An 18,356-nucleotide genomic window follows, 5' to 3' on the forward strand; every position below is an offset into this window, starting at 1 on the left:
GCATGCATGGGGCCGCCGGTGCCGCCGGTGTTGCCCCGAAAGGTCCGACCGACGCGTCCGATGGGAACGGCCACGGGAGGCCGCTATCATAGCAACATGCCAAAACACCCATCGCTTCGCAGGTCTGCCGCACGCGGCCGTGGCGCCGTGGCAAATGCCGTTCCTGCCGGTTCCGCGTCACATCGCGGCGGCGCCTGGGCGCCATGGCGGCGGCCGCTGGCGGCGCTGCTGGTGCTGACGTTGGCGGCACCGGCCTGGCCCCAGGGTACGCCGCGCCCGGCAGCGGCGCCAGCGACGCCGGTGGCTGCGCCGCGTGCGCCGGCGCCCGCCACCTCGGTCGAGGCGGCGGACCAGGTCTACGACAACCTGAACCGCAGCGTCAAGGCGGGCCAGAAATCCGAGTTCGGCCTGCGCACCAACAACGCGGTGGTCGAGGCCGGCGGCGTGCAGCTGCCGGACCTCGGCGACCCGTCGACCGCGTCGCTGTCGCCCGACATGGAAAAACGCCTGGGCGACCGCATCATGCGCGATATCCGGCGCGATCCGCTGTACGTGCCCGATCCGCTGCTGTCCGACTACCTGAACGCGCTCGGCTACCGGCTGGTGCAGGCGGCGCGGCGCCAGAACATCTCCGGTTCGACTGGCGCCGGCACCTTCGCCACCGGTTTCGACCTGTTCGCGGTGCGTGACCGCAGCATCAACGCCTTTGCGCTGCCGGGCGGCTATATCGGCGTGCACACCGGACTGCTGGTGCAGTCCGATACCGAATCCGAACTGGCCTCGGTGCTGGGCCATGAAATCGGCCACGTGATGCAGCGGCACATCGCACGCGGCATCACCCAGCAGGACCAGTCGATGTGGATTGCGCTGGCGTCGATGGTGCTGGCCGGGCTGGCCGCGACGCGCAGCCCGGATGCGGCGGCGGCGCTGGCGATGGGCGGGCAGGGCGCCGCCATTGCCAACCAGCTGTCGTTCTCGCGCGGCGCGGAGCGCGAGGCCGACCGGGTCGGCTTCCAGATCCTGACCGCGGCGGGCTTCGATCCGCAGGGCATGCCCGATTTCTTCATGCGGCTGCAGCGCGCCTCGGGCACCGCCGAGAATTCGGTGCCGTCCTATGTGCGCACCCACCCGCTCACCTCTGAGCGCATCGCCGACATGCAGGACCGCGTCAGCCATGCCAGCCAGCGCAAGGTACCCAACACGCCTGAGTACGAGTTCGCGCGCATGCGTGCCCGCGTGATCCAGGAAGCGTCGCCGAGCGAGCTGCAGAACCTGCGCGCGGCGCTGCGCACGCAACTGGCCGGGGCGTCGGCGCTGCGCGCGCCGGCGCTGCACTACGCGCTGGCGTTCGTCGAGCAGCGCCTGCGCCGCTATCCGGCCGCCGAACAGGAGCTGGCCGAAGCCCGGCGCCTGTACGGCAACATCCCCGGCGCCAGCTCAGGCAGCCCGATGCTCGACGTGATGGCGGTGGAACTGGCGCGCGCGCAGGGCCGCGTGCCCGAGGCGCTGTCGCAGGCCAGCGCCTCGATGAAGGCCTTCCCGCTGTCGCACGCGGTGGCGGTGGCCTACGCCGAGACCCTGATCGGCTCCGGCCGCCATGACGAAGCCGTACGCTTCCTGCGCGAGCGCACGCGCCAGGAGACCGGCCGCAGCGAATGGTGGGAGATGCTGGCGCGCGCCTACGCCGGCCAGGGCAAGCGGCTGCAGCAACACCAGGCGCTGGCCGAAAAGTATGCGATGGATGGCGCCTACCAGGCCGCCATCGAACAGCTGCAGATCGCGCGCAAGGCGGGCGACGGCGACTTCTATACGCTGTCCGAGGTCGATGCCCGCCTGCACCAGCTGGAGCGCCAGTACCGCGAGGACAAGCAGGACAACAAGGGCATGCCGAACTGAGGTTCGAGGTTGGTGCGGCTCAGCCGGCCGGCGCCGCCGGCTGGCGCACGAAGCCAAAGCGCTTCGGCACCTCGCTCTCGGCAATCGGCTCGATCGGCAGGTCGCGGCCATCGTGGTGGAACACGCCCAGATCGGCGCCGCAGGCTTCGCCATGCCAGGTGCTGGCGCCGCTGAACTGCTCCAGGTCGTGGTCGTGCAGCAGCGCTGCCTGCAACGCCGGCGCCATGCCGGCGATGGTGCCTGCCAGCACCACGTTGCCGTGTTCGTCGGCAAAGCAGCCCTGTAGCGTGAAAGCCTGTCCCGTGGTGGTCTGCAGCGTGCCTTGGTGCAGCCGCGCGATCCATGGCGCATAGCCCAGCGTCACGAAGACCCGCTGCGGCCCGTTCTGGAAATACCAGCAGCCGCGCTCGTCGCACTGGTAGTTGCGCTCGATAAAGCCGATCAGCGCCTCATGGCGGATGGGGTCGCCCGAGAGTCCGTGCTGCTGCGCGTATTCATTGCGCAGGCGCCACTGCCCGCGGCGGTCCAGCGTGAGCCAGCCATAGGCATTGGGCACGTTGGGCCAGCGTGCCATGGCCTGCCTGACGATCTCGTCCATCATTGCCTCCCGGCGGACGGCGTCCGCCTTACATCATGCTGTCGAAAAATTTCAGGATCCGTGCCGGCAGCCATTCGATATGGCCGCCGAAGCGTCCGTCGGCCTGCAGTGGCAGGTGCCGGCGCCAGCCCGCGGGCGGGGTCATGAAGCCGACATGGCCGCCGTGCTCGGGCTGTTCCAGCCAGACCTGCGCGCTGGCGTCGGCCGGGCCGGGCAGGTGCCGCGCCGGCAGGAAGGGATCGTTGCGCGCGTTGAGCACCAGCGTGGGCACGGCGATGTCGCGCAGCACGGGTTTGCTGGCGGCGCGGCGCCAGTAGTCGTCGGTATCGGCAAAGCCGTGCAGCGGCGCGGTGACGACATTGTCGAAGGTGTACAGGTCGCGGCTGGCCAGCATGGTGTTGCGGTCGAACAGGCCCGGGAACTGCTCCAGCTTGGCCAGCGACTTGCGCTTGAGCGTCTGCAGGAACATGCGCGTGTAGACCAGGTTGAAGCCGGCCGACAGTGCGGCGCCGCCGGCGGCGAGATCGAGCGGCGCGGAAATCGCCGCGGCCGCGTGCACGTAAGCGGCACCGCTGCCGTCTTCGCCCAGCATGCGCAGCAAGGCATTGCCGCCCAGCGAGATCCCCACCACCAGCAACTTGCGGCCGCCGGCGCAGTGGTGCTGGCGCATGCGCTCCAGCACCCAGCGGATCTCGGCCGAATCGCCCGAATGGTAGAAGCGCGGCGCCAGGTTGAGTTCGCCGGAACAGCCGCGGAAATGCGGGATCACGCCCTGCCAGCCGCGCAGCGACAGCGCATGCATCAGCGCCTGCGCGTAGTGGCTGCCGGAGTCGCCCTCGAGGCCGTGGAACATCACCACCAGCGGCGTCTGCGCCTGCACCGTGTGGGTGGTCCAGTCGAGGTCGATGAAGTCCTGGTCGGGCGTGGCCCAGCGTTCGCGGCGGAAGCCGACGCGCGGCGGGCGGCGCGTGAAGCGCGCGGGGATGATGGTCTGGGCGTGGCCGCCGCGCAGCCACCAGGGCATGGGCGTGTCCTCGCCATAGCCGTGCGCGCTGTCGGGATCTGCCTGGACGGCGTAGGGCAGTCGGTGGTGCGGAAGCTGCGTCATGCCGGCTTGTGTTGCAGCGGGCCGCTGCGCGGCCGCGGGTTCAGTGCAGCGCCTGGCCCGGCGTGGCGGCCACGGCGGCAACCTGCACCGCGTTGGCCGGGCTGCAGTGGATGTGGGCCAGGCGCCAGCCTTCGTGGTTCTGCATCAGCACGTAGGTGGTGTGCACGTACAGGTCGGCCTCGACGCGGTCGCTGCCGAAGCGCAGCGCCTCGGTCACGTCGAAGATCGACACGGCCATCGACGCGTGGCTGCTGGTTTCGATGGCGTCAACCAGCACCGGCTGTTCTTCCAGCAGCTGCGAGAATGCCTGGCGCAGCTGCTCGTGGCCGATCAGGCGCTGACCGTCGGGCAGCACGCAGGTGATCGAGTCTTCGTCCAGCCACAGGCGCAGCGCGCCTTCGGCGTCGCGCAGCTTCAGCGCTTCGCGGAAAGCGTCGACGATGTCTTCGGCGGAATCGAACAGGCGGGCAAAGCGAGGCATGTTGGCAATGGACGTGGCTAGGGCAGGGGCGGCAGGGACGTCAGGCGGTCAGGGCCGGTGCAGCAGCTTGCGCAGCTCGACGAACACCATTTCCGGTTCGATCTCTTTCAGGCAGCGCAGGTGGCCCAGCGGGCACTCACGCTTGAAGCACGGGCTGCACTCCAGCTGCAGCCACATGATACTCGCTGCCTGTGACAGTGGCGGCGTGTGGCGCGGATCGCTCGAGCCGTACACCGCCACCTGGGGCCGGCCCAGCGCCGCGGTCACGTGCATCAGGCCCGAATCGTTGCAGACCGCGGCTTCGGACAGCGCCAGCAGGTCGACCGCGTCGTCGAGCGAGGTCTGGCCGCACAGGTTGCGCACGAACGGGGCCTCGCTGGTGATCTCGGCGGCGATCTCGGCGTCCTTGGCCGAGCCCAGCGCGATCATCTGCGCGTACGGGTACGAGCGCCGCAGCATCTGCGCCAGCTTCGCGAAATGGGCCGCGGGCCAGCGCTTGGCCGGGCCGAACTCGGCGCCCGGGCAGAACGCGATCACGCGCGTGTGCGGGGCCAGGCCGAAGCGCTCCGCCGTGGCGGCCACGCGCGCCGGGTCCACGCGCAGGCGCGGCTCGCTCAGGTTGTCGGGCAGGCGCGCGCCGGGCTTGAGCGCCAGGCGGGCGTAGTGCTCCACCATCGGCGGGCGGTGGTCGCGCGGCGGATTGGCGTGGCGCACGTTGAGCATGCCGAAGCGCGCTTCGCCGCGGTAGCCGATGCGCAGCGGAATGCCGGCCAGCCACGGGATCAGCGCCGACTTGAGCGAGTTCGGCAGCACGTAGGCCAGGTCATAGCCTTCGTTCTTCAGCTGCTGCGCGAACATCAGCCGCGCCGACAGCTGCAGCTTGCCGTGCGCAAGGTCCGACGGGAACACGCGGCCGATTTCCGGCATGCGCGCGAGCACCGGCGCGACCCACTTGGGCGCGAGGGCGTCGATGACCAGGCGCGGATGGCGCGCCTTGAGCAGCGCGAACAGCGGCTGCGCCATCAGGGCGTCGCCGATCCAGTTGGGGGCGATGACGAGGGCTTTCTTCATGGAAGGGGCGCAAGGAGCCGGCACGGGCGCAGCGGCGCGGGCGCCGGCAACGCCAACGCTCCGGGGCGCCTGTGGGCGGCCCGGAGCGTCAGGGAGGTGCGATGGCAGGCGGCTCGGGTCAGTGGTGGCCCTTCAGCACGGTGCCCGGCTTGAGCTTGTACACGGTGCCGCAGTACGGGCACTTGGCTTCGCCGGTGTCGGCCACGTCGAGAAACACGCGCGGATGGTAGTTCCAGGCCGGGGTGTTGGCGGTCGGGCAGTGCAGCGGAATGTCTTCGGCGCCGATTTCGATGATGGTCGCGGTTTGCGTCATGGTGTTGCAGGGAATAAAACGTATTGTTCGTCAAAACAAGGGGCGTGCCGCGCCCGCACGGGCGGGCGACTGGCACGCGGCTGCCGGCCGGTGCTTACACCAGCGTCAGCCACTTCTTGTACTTTTCGTCGGTGCCGCCGACGGCGGCAAAGAAGGCGTCCTGGATCTGCTTGGTCACCGGGCCGCGGCGGCCTTCGCCGATGATGCGGTCGTCCAGCTCGCGGATCGGCGTGACCTCGGCGGCGGTGCCGGTGAAGAAGGCTTCGTCGGCGCAGTACATCTCGTCGCGGGTGATGCGCTTCTCGCGCACTTCGATGCCCAGGTCGCGCGCGATGGTCAGGGTGGCGTCGCGGGTGATGCCGTCCAGGCACGAGGCCAGGTCGGGGGTGTAGATCACGCCGTTGCGCACGATGAAGACGTTCTCGCCCGAGCCTTCGCTGACGTAGCCGTCGGTGTCGAGCAGCAGCGCTTCGTCGTAGCCCAGGCCGGTGGCTTCCTGGTTGGCCAGGATCGAGTTGATGTAGTAGCCGCTGGCCTTGGCGCGCACCAGCGACACGTTGACGTGGTGGCGGGTGAACGACGAGGTCTTCACGCGGATGCCGCGCTCCATGCCTTCCTCGCCCAGGTAGGCGCCCCACGGCCACGCCGCGATGGCGACGTGGATGGTGTTGCCCTTGGCCGAGACGCCCAGCTTTTCCGAGCCGATCCACACGATCGGGCGGATGTAGCAGGATTCCAGGTTGTTGGCGCGCACCACTTCGCGCGTGGCGGCTTCCAGCGTGGCCTCGTCGAACGGCATCGCCATCTGGAAGATCTTGGCGGAATTGAACAGGCGGCGGGTGTGCTCTTTCAGGCGGAAGATAGCGGTGCCTTCGGGGGTCTTGTAGGCGCGCACGCCCTCGAACACGCCCATGCCGTAGTGCAGCGTATGCGTCAGCACGTGGATCTTGGCGTCGCGCCACTCGATCAGCTTGCCGTCCATCCAAATCTTGCCGTCGCGATCCGCCATCGACATGTCTGTTCTCCTGCGCCGTGGAAATAGCAAAAACGATATTGTAAGCCCCGGGGGCATGGGTCACAACGCAGCGCGGGCGCGGCGGCGGTCTAGAATGCCTCTTTTTGTGGCGATGCCGTTCGGTCAACCGCTCGTCGTTCCCGCGCAGGCGGGAACCCAGCGTCTTTATAGGTCACTGGATTCCCGCGCAGGCGGGAATGACGGTGGAGGTTGAACCCTCGTTCCATCGAATCATGCTGTGCCCCTGACTACACACGCCGCCTCCAAATCGCCGCCCGAGTCAGCGTCCATTGAACCGCCGCTACCTGACTGGCAGCAGGCGCTGGATGCGCTGCGCGCCCTCGCCGGTACCGACCCCGGGGCCGCGGCCTGCGCGGCGCAGCCCGCGCGGCGCCTGCTGTGGGCGCTGACGCTGGACGCCGACGGCGCGCCCGGCACGATCGAGCCGCTCGAGCAGGTGCGCGGCCCGAAGGGCTGGGGCAAGCCCCGGCCGGTGCCGCTGGCGCGCATCGCCGAGGATGACCGGCTCGAGCCATGGGATGCGCGCGTGGCGCGCGCCATCCGCCGCGATGCCTCGCACCACCGCCGCTACGTGCTCGATCGCGCCATGGCGCTGATGGCGCTGGCCGGGCACCCGGGCGTGGTGCTGGCCCACGCGCCCACGCAGACGCTGGACGTGGTCGAGGACGCGCCCGCGCTGGAGGCGGTGCGCAGCGCCGGCCGCTACGTGCTGCGCCTGTTCCCCCCGGTGCGCGAGGCGCCGGCGCTGGAGGCGCTGCTGCCCGCCGCCGCGCGCCAGGAAGCCGAGGCGCTGCGACAGTTCACGCTGCTGCGCGACGGCCCGCACCGACTGCGGCTGATCCGCTATACCCCGGCGCAGTTCGAGGCCGCGCGGCTGATCGGCAACGGCCTGGCCGTTCCCGAGGAAGGCCACGCCCGGCTCGACCAGACCCTGCGCGCGCTGGCCGGCCAGTTCCAGATCCAGGCCGATGCCGCGGCCGGCTCGCGCGCGGTCGAGGCCGAGGCACGGCTTCGCGCCGAAGTGGCGCCGGTGGGGCGCGGCATCTCGCTGCGGCTGGTGGTGACGCCGCTGGGCCCGCTCGGGCCGCGGCTGGCGCCCGGCGCCGGGCGCGAACGGCTGATGGCGACGGTGCGCGGCGAGACCCTGTCCACCCAACGCGACCTCGACGCCGAGCTGGCCAGCGTGGCCGAAGTCTTCGCCGCGCTGCCGCAGCTGGTGGCGCTGTCGCCGCCCGGCGGCGAGTACACATGGACGCTGGACGATCCCGAGGATGCGCTCGCGGTGGTCGAGGCGCTGCCGGCGCTGCCCGCGGTGCAGGCGGTCGAATGGCCGCGCGGCAAGGAACTGCGCGTGCTGCCCGCCGACCTGCCGCAGCTGGGGGTGCAGATCGAGAGCCGCGGTGCGTGGTACCAGCTGGCGGGCGAGCTGCGCGTGGCCGAGGGGCTGGTGCTGGAACTGGGCAAGCTGATCGACTGGACCGGCAGCCATGCCGGGCGCTTCGTGCCGATGGGGCAGGGCGTCTACGTGGCGCTGACGCAGATGCTGCGCGGCCGGCTGCGCGATCTTGCCGGCGTAGGCGAGCGGATGCCCGAGGGCATCCGCGTGCCGCAGATGGCCACGCCATGGCTGGACGACGTGCTGGCCGGCGCCGGCGTCGATCCCGACGCGCACTTCCGCACCCGTATCGCCCGGCTGCGCGCCGCGCGCGAGCGCGAAATCGCGCTGCCGGCAACGCTGGCGGCCGAGCTGCGCCCCTACCAGGAAGCCGGCTACCGCTGGGCCATGACGCTGGCCGCTTCCGGCCTGGGCGCCTGCCTGGCCGACGACATGGGCCTGGGCAAGACCCTGCAGGCGCTGGCGGTGCTGGTCGCGCGCGGCGCGGACGGCGCGGCGCTGGTGATCGCGCCGACCTCGGTGTGCGGCAACTGGGCCGCCGAGGCGCGGCGTTTCGCGCCCACGCTCAACGTCCACGTCTATGCCGAGGGCGATCGCGACGCGCTGCTGGCGCAGGCCGGCCCGCATGACCTGGTGATCGTTTCGTACACGCTGCTGCAGCAGGCCAGCGACGCTTTCTGCGCGCGCACCTGGCATACCGTGGTGGCCGACGAGGCGCAGGCCTTCAAGAACGCGGTCACGCGGCGGGCGCAGGCGATGTTCGCGCTGCCGTCGGACTTCCGCATGGCGCTGACCGGCACCCCGGTGGAGAACCGGCTGGCCGAGCTGTGGTCGGTGATGCGGTTCTGCAATCCGGGCCTGCTGGGCTCGCTGGCCCGCTTCAACGAGTATTTTGCCAACCCGATCGAACGCGCCGGCAGCCGCGAGGCGCGCCTGCGGCTGCGCCGCATGATCGCGCCGTTCGTGCTGCGCCGAACCAAGGCGCAGGTGCTGGACGAGCTGCCGCCGCGTACCGAGCTGGTGATCCGGGTCGAGCCCGAGCCGGTCGAAGCCGCGCACTACGAGGCGCTGCGCCGCCAGGCGCAGACCGAGGCCGAGGCCGCGCTCGCACGCGTCGAAGCCGCGCGCAAGGCCACCCGCGATGCGCCCGCCGGCGCGAAGGCGCGGGCGCTGGCGCAGGCCCAGCACCAGGCGCAGGCGCGCCTGCACGTGCTGGCGCAGCTGATGCGGCTGCGCCGCGCCGCCTGCGATCCGCGCCTGGTCACGCCCGAAGTGGGCGGGCAACTGAGCGGCCAGCTGAACGAAGGCGCCAAGGTGCGCGCCTTCGTCGAACTGGCCAGCGGACTGGCCGCCAGTGGCCACAAGACCCTGGTGTTCAGCCAGTTCGTCGATTTCCTGCAGCTGCTGCGCCAGGGGCTGGAGCGCGCTGGACTGGCGCTGCAATACCTGGACGGCGCCACCCCCGCGGCCGAGCGCACCCGCCGCGTGGCCGCGTTCCAGGCGGGCGAGGGCGATGTCTTCCTGATCAGCCTGAAGGCCGGCGGCTTCGGCCTGAACCTGACAGCGGCCGACTACGTGATCATCGCCGACCCGTGGTGGAACCCCGCCGCCGAAGACCAGGCCATGGGCCGGGCGCACCGCATCGGCCAGCAGCGCCCGGTCACGGTGTACCGGCTGATCAATGCCGGCACCATCGAGGAGCGCATCGTCGAGCTGCACCGCGACAAGCGCGCGCTGGCCGATGGCCTGCTGGAAGCCGACGACGACCACGCCGCGGGCACCGGCGCGCCGCTGCCGGATGTCGACGAACTGGTGGGACTGCTGCGGCGCTGAAGCGCCAGGCCGCGCAGCAGTGGGCTGCCATATGCCCGCACGGCATACCTTCAGGCAAACTCAGTCGTTTGGTTTTGGCAGGAACCTTGCTATCTTGTTGCGCTGGCCCGGGGCTCAGATCCCGGCCATCGCTCAGGTCCGCCGCGAGTCCGCCGCGCCGGGCCGCTTCCTTGTGATATTCACCGACGGTGCCCCCATGCCCAACTCGTCCCGCCTGCTTCCGCGCTTGTCCTTCCGTTCCGCCGTCCGCGTGGCCGCGCTGTGCGCCGCCACTGCCGTGAGCACGGTCAGCATGCCTGCCCACGCGCAGGGCGAATGGCCGACGCAGCCGGTGACGATCCTGATGGGCTTTACCGCCGGCTCCGGCGTCGACATCGTCGGCCGCACGCTGCAGGAATCGCTGCAGAAGTCGCTGAAGACCACCATCGTCTATGACTACCGGCCGGGCGCCGGCGGCAACGTTGCCTCCGAGGTGGTGGCGCATGCCAAGCCGGACGGCTACACGCTGCTGCTCGGCACCGCCGCCACGCACGGCATCAACCCGGCGCTGTACAAGACCCTGCCGTTCGATGCCGACGCCGATTTCACCCCGATCGCGCCGCTGGTCGAAGTCTCCAACGTGCTGACCGTCAACCCGGCCGTGCTCGACGTCAAGTCGGTCAAGGAGTTCATCGAGAAGGTCAAGGCCAATCCCGGCAAGTACAACTTTGCCTCCACCGGCAACGGCACCGGCACGCACCTGGCGTTTGCCGAGTTCAATGCGCGCGCCGGCCTGGACATGGTGCACGTGCCCTACAAGGGCGGCCCGGATGCGCTGCAGGCAGTGGTGAAGGGCGAGGTCTGCTGCATCTTCAACCAGGTGCAGAGCGTGCTGCCGCAGTTCCGCGCCGGCAAGGTGCGCCTGCTGGGCGTGACCACCAAGCAGCGGGTGCAGGTGATTCCCGACGTGCCGACCATTGCCGAGAGCGGCCTGCCCGGCTTCAACAGCACCATCTGGTTCGGCCTGTTCGGGCCCAGGGGGCTGGACCCGAAGATCGCGCGCAAGGTCAATGACGCGGTCAAGGTCGCGCTGGAAACGCCGGCGATCCGCCAGAAGCTGATCGATGCCGGCAACACGCCGCGGGTCGAGACCGTGGACCAGTTCAAGGCCACGGTGAAGGCCGACCGCCAGAAGTGGGCGGGCGTGGTCAAGACCGTGGGCGCGTCGATCGACTGATTCGTCGACTGATCCGCCCCGGCGCGGCCGGAGCCGGGCTGCGCGGCTAGGCGCGCACGCCCAGCCGCGTCAGCAGGTGCGCCAGCTGCGCCTGCGTGCCGGTGCCGGTCTTGGTGAAAATCGCCTTGAGCTGGGTGCGCCCGGTCTCGCGCCGGATCCCGATCAACTCGCAGGCCTCGGGCAGGCCGATGCCCGAAGACAATTGCAGCGCCAGCCGGATCTCCGCCGGCGTCAGGGCGTAAAGGTCGCGCAATACGGTCGGCAGCGTCATCGGCGCGGCGCCCGGTTCGTGGATCGCCACCAGCACGCGCGGGCGCTGCCAGTCCAGCGCCAGGTGATGGGCCGCGGGCAGCGGCAGCAGGATCACCTGTGCCTGCCGGCCCGCGCCGTCGACGGCGCGCAGCGCCTGCGCCGGCTGCGCGCTGGCGGGGTTGCACACCGCCCGCAACGCGTCCGCGAACGGGCGCGACAAAGTCCAGCCGCCATCGTCGCGCGCGGCAAACGGTGCCGCGCCGACGCTGGTCTCGATCGACACCGCCGGCAGCAGCCGCCGCACCCAGGCTTCGCCGATGCTGTTGGCCATCAGCGGCTTGCCGTCGTCGCGGAACACGATCACCCCGAACGGCAGCCGCTCCATCAGCTGCGACGACGCATGCGCCAGCGCCGACACCTGGTGGGTGCGCTCGCGCAGCGCCATGGCCTGGCGCACGTGCGGGATGGCCCAGTCGAGCGCGCGCGCGTCCTCGGGCGAGTAATGGTCGTGGCCATGCGGGCGCTGCAGCGACAGGAACACGTCGTAGTGCGGCTGGCGCTCGATCAGGCAGGCCATCACCGACGACTGTTCGATCGGCCGCAGGAACTCGCCGTAGAAGGGCGACTGCCGCATGACCTGCGGCCCCAGCTCGCGCGAATCGATATACCAGCTGCCCACCGCCATGCGCCGGGCGAACGGCAGCGCCGGATCGATCGCGGCGAACTGTTCGCGGTAGGCGGCCACGGCCTCGGGCATCGGGTTGACCTCCTGGTGCACCAGCACGCGCTCGTGCACGGTATCGAGCACCAGCAGGTGCGCGTGGCTGCTGCCGCTGGCCTGGCACAGTGCGCCCAGACTGCGCTGCCAGGCATCGGCGTCGAAAATCCCCTCGTACAGCGCGCGAATGGTGTCGTGCATCTGTGTGTCGCTCATGGCTTTCCTTCTTTTTATTTCTTTTATTTTTGGCACTTTACCCGTGCGGCGGCGCGCGTGCCGCCGGGGCAGGCCGGCTAGTTGCGAGGCGTGCGTGTTCAGGCCAGGTCCAGCGTCGCGCCGAGGTGCGCGAGCGGATGCGTGGGCTGGGCCTTGCGGTTGCAGCCGGTCTTGTGGAACACCGCCTTGCGCTGCGTGCGTGCGGTTTCCTGGCGCACGCCCAATTGCTGGGCGCGCAGGCTGTCGTGCCAGGCAATGGGATCTGGAATCCCCTCGTACAAGCCGCGGATTGCTCCGTGCATGTCGACTTCATTCATCTGACTTACCCCTTGCATTCGCGACGAAATAATGCGCGGCGCCGGCGGTGCGTCCGCTCGCACCCCGGCATGCTTTGTTGTTCTGGCTGCGTGTGATTGGCCGTGTCGGCCGCCGCTTGTCTTGGCCGTTTGTAGACCGGCTCTGGCGTGATTGCGTGTCTGTTGTAGCAGACGTTGCGTACATTACCGCACTCGGGAGCCTCACGGAAACGCGGACGACCCTTCTTTGGTGGGGAGTCGGACAGGCAGCGCGCGTCGCGCGGCCCGGTTTGTGCGCCCCGGGGCGCTTCGCCATCCGCCACGGTCCGGATTCGGCAAAGCCCCGATCGCGTTCAGGTAAAATGCCGGTTTCCCCGAATCAGCAGCGAAATCTCGCGCCATCCACCGTCATGACCTCTGTCCTGCGTCTTTCCGATCTGATTTCCCAAGGCAAACTCTCCGGCAAGCGTGTGTTCATCCGTGCCGACCTGAACGTGCCGCAGGATGACGCCGGCAACATCACCGAAGACACCCGCATCCGCGCCTCCGTGCCGGCCATCGAGGCTTGCCTGGGCGCCGGCGCCGCGGTGATGGTCACGTCCCACCTGGGCCGCCCGACCGAGGGCGAGTTCAAGCCCGAAGACTCGCTGGCGCCGATCGCCGCGCGCCTGTCCGAACTGCTTGGCAAGCCGGTCCAGCTGGTGCAGAACTGGGTCGACGGCGTCGAAGTGGCGCCGGGCCAGGTGGTGCTGCTGGAAAACTGCCGCGTCAACAAGGGCGAGAAGAAGAACAGCGACGAGCTGGCGCAGAAGATGGCCAAGCTCTGCGACGTCTACGTCAACGACGCCTTCGGCACCGCGCACCGCGCCGAGGCCACCACCCACGGCATCGCCAAATACGCCCCGATCGCCTGTGCCGGCCCGCTGCTGGCCGCCGAGATCGACGCGCTGGGCAAGGCCCTGGGCCAGCCCGCACGACCGCTGGTGGCGATCGTGGCCGGCTCCAAGGTTTCGACCAAGCTGACCATCCTGAAGTCGCTGGCCGACAAGGTCGACAATCTGGTCGTCGGCGGCGGCATCGCCAACACCTTCATGCTGGCCGCCGGCCTGAAGATCGGCAAGTCGCTGGCCGAAGCCGATCTGGTGTCCGACGCCAAGGCCATCATCGACATCATGGCCAAGCGCGGCGCCTCGGTGCCCATTCCCGTGGACGTGGTCTGCGCCAAGGAATTCAGCGCGACCGCCACGGCCACCGTCAAGGAGGTCAAGGACGTGGCTGACGACGACATGATCCTCGACATCGGCCCGAAGACCGCCGCGATGCTGGCCGAGCAGCTCAAGGCCGCCGGCACCATCGTCTGGAACGGCCCCGTGGGCGTGTTCGAGTTCGACCAGTTCGGCAACGGCACCAGGGTGCTGGCGCAAGCCATCGCCGAATCGAAGGCGTTTTCGATCGCCGGCGGCGGCGACACGCTGGCCGCCATCGCCAAGTACGGCATCGCCGACCGCGTCGGTTATATCTCGACCGGCGGCGGCGCATTCCTGGAATTCCTGGAAGGCAAGAAGCTGCCCGCCTTTGAAGTGCTGGAACAGCGCGCAGCAGGCTGAAGCATCCGCCAAGGTCTGGCGCCATGCCGGGCCTCGTCCTTCACCAAGGAAATCCCCGCATGACCCGTTCCACCAAGATCGTCGCCACCATCGGCCCCGCTTCCAGCTCGCTGGAAATCCTGACCCGCATGATCGCGGCGGGGGTCGACGTGGTGCGGCTGAACTTTTCGCACGGCACCGCCCAGGACCATCTCGACCGCGCCCGGCTGGTGCGCGAGGCGGCGCAGGCGTGCGGGCGCGAGGTCGCCATCATGGCCGACCTGCAGGGTCCCAAGATCCGCGTGGGCAAGTTCGAGCATGGCAAGGTCCTGCTCAAGGCGGGCGAGCCCTTCATCCTCGATTCCAACTGCAAGCTCGGCAACGAAGAGCGCGCCGGCCTGGACTACCAGGACCTGCCGCGCGACGTCGGTCCGGGCGACCTGCTGCTGCTCAACGACGGCCTGATCGTGCTGGTGGTCGACCGCGTGCTGGGCAACGAGATCTTCACCACCGTGCGCGTGGGCGGCGAGCTGTCCAACAACAAGGGCATCAACCGCCAGGGCGGCGGGCTGTCGGCGCCGGCGCTGACCGCCAAGGACATGGACGACATCAAGACCGCCATGGCCCTGGGCGCGGACTACCTCGCGGTGAGCTTCCCCAAGAACGCCACCGACATGGAAATGGCGCGCCAGCTGGCCGCCGTGGCCGGCCAGCCGCACGGCCACCGGGCCCGCATGATCGCCAAGATCGAGCGCGCCGAGGCCATCCATCCGGGCGTGCTGGAAGAAATCCTGCAGGCTTCCGACGGCATCATGGTGGCGCGCGGCGACCTCGCCGTGGAAGTCGGCAACGCCGCCGTGCCCGCGCTGCAGAAGCGCATGATCAGGCTGGCGCGCGAGGCCAACAAGCTGACCATCACCGCCACGCAGATGATGGAAAGCATGATCGTCAACCCGGTGCCGACCCGCGCCGAGGTCTCGGACGTGGCCAACGCCGTGCTGGACGGCACCGACGCGGTGATGCTGTCGGCCGAGACCGCCGCCGGCCGCTATCCGGTCGAGACCGTGGAGGCCATGGCCGCGGTCTGCATCGAGGCCGAGAAGTCCGAGGTGGTGCAGCTCGACACCGATTTCCTGAACCAGACCTTCTCGCGCATCGACCAGTCGGTGGCGATGGGGGCGCTGTTCACCGCCTATCATTTGCAGGTGAAGGCGATCGCGGCGCTGACCGATTCCGGCGCGACCGCGCTGTGGATGAGCCGGCACCGCATCCATGTACCGATTTACGCGATGACGCCCAACCTGGCGTCGCAGCGCAAGATGCAGCTGTACCGCAACGTGGTGCCGCTGCCGCTGCAGTCGAGCACCGACCGCGATACCGCGCTGGAGCAGGCCGAGGAGCTGCTGCTGGCGCAGGGCGTGGTGCAGCGGGGCGATTTCATCGTGCTGACCATCGGCGAGCCGATGGGGCAGCCGGGCGGTACCAACACCCTGAAGATCGTCAGGGTGGGGCATTGAGCGCCGACAGAAGAATACCGAGACATCCCATTTTCATTTAGGAGTTAGACATGCCACTCGTTTCGATGCGCCAGCTGCTGGACCACGCAGCCGAGAACAGCTACGGCCTGCCGGCCTTCAACGTGAACAACCTCGAGCAAGTGCAGGCCATCATGCAGGCGGCCGACGAGGTCAACGCTCCGGTGATCATGCAAGCCTCGGCCGGCGCCCGCAAATACGCCGGTGAGCACTTCCTGCGCCACCTGATCGAAGCCGCGGTCGAGGCCTATCCGCATATCCCGGTGGTGATGCACCAGGACCACGGCCAGTCGCCGGCGATCTGCCAGGCCGCGATCGACCTGGGCTTCTCGTCGGTGATGATGGACGGCTCGCTGCGCGAAGACGGCAAGACCCCGGCCGACTACGAATACAACGTCGACGTGACGCGCAAGGTGGTGCAGCTGTCGCACGCCATCGGCGTGACCGTCGAGGGCGAGCTGGGCTGCCTGGGCTCGCTCGAAACCGGTGAAGCCGGCGAGGAAGACGGCATCGGCGCCGAAGGCAAGCTGGACCACTCGATGCTGCTGACCGATCCCGAGCAGGCCGCCGACTTCGTCAAGGCCACCCAGCTTGACGCGCTGGCGATCGCCATCGGCACCTCGCACGGCGCCTATAAGTTCACCCGCAAGCCCACCGGCGACATCCTCGCGATCAACCGCATCAAGGAAATCCACGCCCGCATCCCCAACACCCACCTGGTGATGCACGGCTCGTCGTCGGTGCCGCAGGAACTGCTGGAAGAAATCCGCAAGTTCGGCGGCGACATGAAGGAAACCTACGGCGTGCCGGTCGAGGAAATCCAGGAAGCGATCAAGTACGGCGTGCGCAAGATCAATATCGACACCGACATCCGCCTGGCCATGACTGGCGCGATCCGCCGCTTCTTCGTCGAGAACCCGAGCAAGTTCGACCCGCGCGAATACCTGAAGCCGGCCCGCGAAGCGGCCAAGCAGGTGTGCAAGGCGCGCTACCTGGCGTTCGGCTGCGAGGGCCAGGCCGGCAAGATCAAGCCGGTGGCGCTGAGCGAGATCGCGCAGCAGTACAAGTCGGGCAAGCTGGCGCAGGTCGTGCAGTAAGTCTCAACCGTCGTTCCCGCGCAGGCGGGAACCCAGCGTCTTTCACACGGCGCTGACCAAAGGCAAAAGTCACTGGGTCCCCGCCTCCGCGGGGACGACGCATTTTTAAGCGTCAGTGTTTTTTGCGGACGCTGTGCTTTACCTCCGTTCGATCGGAACCATCATGACCAACGCTCTCTACCAGTCCTCCATCAACTCGCTGCCGCTGCTGGGCCACGGCAAGGTGCGCGACAACTATGCCGTCGGCAACGACAAGCTGCTGATCGTCACCACCGACCGCCTGTCGGCGTTCGACGTCATCATGGGCGAGCCGATCCCCGACAAGGGCCGCGTGCTGAACCAGATGGCGAGCTTCTGGTTTCGCAAGCTTGCGCACATCGTGCCGAACCACGAGACCGGTATCGCGCCCGAGACCGTGGTAGCCGCGGATGAAGTGGAGCAGGTCAGGGGCCGCGCGGTGGTGGTCAAGCGCCTGAAGCCGATCCTGGTCGAGGCCGTGGTGCGCGGCTACCTTGCCGGCAGCGGCTGGAAGGATTACCAGGCCACCGGCAAGGTGTGCGGCATCGAGCTGCCGCCGGGCCTTCAGAACGCGCAGAAGCTGCCCGAGCCGATCTTCACGCCGGCGGCCAAGGCCGAGATGGGCGAGCACGACGAGAACATCTCGTTCGCCGAGGTCGAGGCCCGCATCGGCATCGCGCTGGCGCGCCAGATGCGCGAGATCTCGATCCGCCTGTACAAGGAAGCGGCCGAGTTCGCCGCCACGCGCGGCATCATCATCGCCGACACCAAGTTCGAGTTCGGCCTGGACGACAACGGCGTGCTGACGCTGATGGACGAAGTGCTGACCGCCGACTCGTCGCGCTTCTGGCCGGCCGATTCGTACCAGGTGGGCACCAACCCGCCGTCGTTCGACAAGCAGTTCGTGCGCGACTGGCTCGAAGCCGTGCGCATCGACGGCAAGCCCTGGCCCAAGACCGCGCCGGCGCCGCAGCTGCCGGACGACGTGATCGAGAAGACCGCGGCGAAGTACCGCGAGGCGCTGACGCGCCTGACGGGCGAAGAGTTGAAGTAAGTCACTTCGTCATTCCCGCGCAGGCGGGAATCCAGCGTCTTTTGCGCTGCGTTGATGCCAAAGACAAAGTCACTGGGTTCCCGCCCACTTGCCCCCTGGGCATTCGCGGGAACGACAACAGAAGGAACAGATAAAGTGAGCAAGCAAGATAAGCCATTGGTCGGCGTCGTCATGGGCAGCAGTTCCGACTGGGACGTGATGCAGCACGCCGTGGCGATGCTGAAGGATTTCGGCGTGCCGTTCGAAGCCCAGGTGGTGTCCGCGCACCGCATGGCCGACGACATGTTCAGCTATGCCGAGAGCGCCCGCAGCCGCGGCCTGCGTGCCATCATCGCCGGTGCCGGCGGGGCCGCGCACCTGCCCGGCATGATCGCCGCCAAGACCATCGTGCCGGTGTTCGGCGTGCCGGTGCCGTCGAAGTACCTGCGCGGCGAGGACTCGCTGCTGTCGATCGTGCAGATGCCCAAGGGCGTGCCGGTGGCCACTTTCGCCATCGGCGAAGCGGGCGCGGCCAACGCCGCGCTGCACGCGATCGCCACGCTGGCGACGACCGACGACGCGCTGGCTGCCGCGCTGGAAGCCTTCCGCGCGAAGCAGACCGAAGCTGCGCGCGCGATGACCTTGCCGCTGTAATGC

General features: G+C 69.0%; 16 protein-coding genes. 8 read left to right on the forward strand and 8 right to left on the reverse strand.

Annotated elements, in window-relative coordinates; all coding sequences use genetic code 11:
* Positions 1–96: 96 nt before the first annotated feature.
* Entirely contained in the window at positions 97–1,896 is a 1,800-nt protein-coding gene (locus ACEI37_RS13575) for a M48 family metalloprotease (protein WP_373379316.1), read from the forward strand.
* A 19-nt stretch (positions 1,897–1,915) separates the two neighbouring features.
* Here ACEI37_RS13575 and ACEI37_RS13580 read toward each other — a convergent pair whose 3' ends face one another.
* From ACEI37_RS13580 to ACEI37_RS13605, 6 genes are all read right to left on the reverse strand, one after another.
* On the reverse strand, positions 1,916–2,494 hold the full coding sequence (locus tag ACEI37_RS13580) for a DUF2946 family protein (RefSeq protein ID WP_373379317.1): 579 nt from the start codon (positions 2,492–2,494) through the stop codon (positions 1,916–1,918).
* A gap of 28 nt (positions 2,495–2,522) precedes the next feature.
* A complete protein-coding gene (locus ACEI37_RS13585; protein WP_373379318.1) occupies positions 2,523–3,602 on the reverse strand; it encodes a YheT family hydrolase in 1,080 nt (359 codons plus the stop codon).
* Positions 3,603–3,642: 40 nt separating this feature from the next.
* Positions 3,643–4,083 (reverse strand): nuclear transport factor 2 family protein, encoded by a 441-nt coding sequence (locus ACEI37_RS13590; RefSeq protein WP_012351840.1) that lies wholly within the window; start codon positions 4,081–4,083, stop codon positions 3,643–3,645.
* Positions 4,084–4,131: 48 nt separating this feature from the next.
* Entirely contained in the window at positions 4,132–5,154 is a 1,023-nt protein-coding gene (waaF, locus tag ACEI37_RS13595; protein WP_373379319.1) for a lipopolysaccharide heptosyltransferase II, read from the reverse strand.
* Between the two features lie 118 nt (positions 5,155–5,272).
* Positions 5,273–5,467, reverse strand: a complete 195-nt coding sequence (locus ACEI37_RS13600; RefSeq protein WP_010812205.1) for a zinc-finger domain-containing protein — start codon at positions 5,465–5,467, stop codon at positions 5,273–5,275.
* A gap of 94 nt (positions 5,468–5,561) precedes the next feature.
* Positions 5,562–6,482: a branched-chain amino acid transaminase gene (locus ACEI37_RS13605; RefSeq protein ID WP_062796961.1), complete on the reverse strand. Its 921-nt coding sequence runs from the start codon at positions 6,480–6,482 to the stop codon at positions 5,562–5,564.
* A 244-nt stretch (positions 6,483–6,726) separates the two neighbouring features.
* Here ACEI37_RS13605 and ACEI37_RS13610 point away from each other — a divergent pair, with 244 nt between their 5' ends.
* Both ACEI37_RS13610 and ACEI37_RS13615 read left to right on the forward strand, forming a co-directional pair.
* Positions 6,727–9,732 (forward strand): DEAD/DEAH box helicase, encoded by a 3,006-nt coding sequence (locus ACEI37_RS13610; RefSeq protein WP_373380259.1) that lies wholly within the window; start codon positions 6,727–6,729, stop codon positions 9,730–9,732.
* A gap of 196 nt (positions 9,733–9,928) precedes the next feature.
* Positions 9,929–10,948, forward strand: a complete 1,020-nt coding sequence (locus ACEI37_RS13615; RefSeq protein WP_373379320.1) for a Bug family tripartite tricarboxylate transporter substrate binding protein — start codon at positions 9,929–9,931, stop codon at positions 10,946–10,948.
* 46 nt (positions 10,949–10,994) lie between these two features.
* Here the strand turns inward: ACEI37_RS13615 and ACEI37_RS13620 are convergent, their stop codons facing one another.
* A complete protein-coding gene (locus ACEI37_RS13620) occupies positions 10,995–12,134 on the reverse strand; it encodes a helix-turn-helix transcriptional regulator (protein ID WP_373379321.1) in 1,140 nt (379 codons plus the stop codon).
* Positions 12,135–12,232: 98 nt separating this feature from the next.
* Positions 12,233–12,451, reverse strand: a complete 219-nt coding sequence (locus ACEI37_RS13625) for a hypothetical protein (RefSeq protein WP_373379322.1) — start codon at positions 12,449–12,451, stop codon at positions 12,233–12,235.
* Between the two features lie 389 nt (positions 12,452–12,840).
* Between ACEI37_RS13625 and ACEI37_RS13630 the strand changes: the two genes are divergently transcribed.
* From ACEI37_RS13630 to purE, 5 genes are all read left to right on the forward strand, one after another.
* Positions 12,841–14,037, forward strand: a complete 1,197-nt coding sequence (locus ACEI37_RS13630) for a phosphoglycerate kinase (protein WP_373379323.1) — start codon at positions 12,841–12,843, stop codon at positions 14,035–14,037.
* Between the two features lie 59 nt (positions 14,038–14,096).
* Complete coding sequence (gene pyk, locus ACEI37_RS13635) at positions 14,097–15,533, forward strand: pyruvate kinase (RefSeq protein WP_373379324.1); 1,437 nt, start codon at positions 14,097–14,099, stop codon at positions 15,531–15,533.
* A gap of 50 nt (positions 15,534–15,583) precedes the next feature.
* Positions 15,584–16,648 (forward strand): class II fructose-bisphosphate aldolase, encoded by a 1,065-nt coding sequence (gene fba / locus ACEI37_RS13640; protein ID WP_018008879.1) that lies wholly within the window; start codon positions 15,584–15,586, stop codon positions 16,646–16,648.
* Positions 16,649–16,811: 163 nt separating this feature from the next.
* Complete coding sequence (locus tag ACEI37_RS13645) at positions 16,812–17,720, forward strand: phosphoribosylaminoimidazolesuccinocarboxamide synthase (RefSeq protein WP_116378176.1); 909 nt, start codon at positions 16,812–16,814, stop codon at positions 17,718–17,720.
* Positions 17,721–17,855: 135 nt separating this feature from the next.
* Complete coding sequence (purE, locus tag ACEI37_RS13650) at positions 17,856–18,353, forward strand: 5-(carboxyamino)imidazole ribonucleotide mutase (protein ID WP_373379325.1); 498 nt, start codon at positions 17,856–17,858, stop codon at positions 18,351–18,353.
* Positions 18,354–18,356: the final 3 nt, after the last annotated feature.

Source organism: Cupriavidus nantongensis (assembly GCF_041726985.1).
GTDB classification, from domain to species: domain Bacteria; phylum Pseudomonadota; class Gammaproteobacteria; order Burkholderiales; family Burkholderiaceae; genus Cupriavidus; species Cupriavidus nantongensis_A.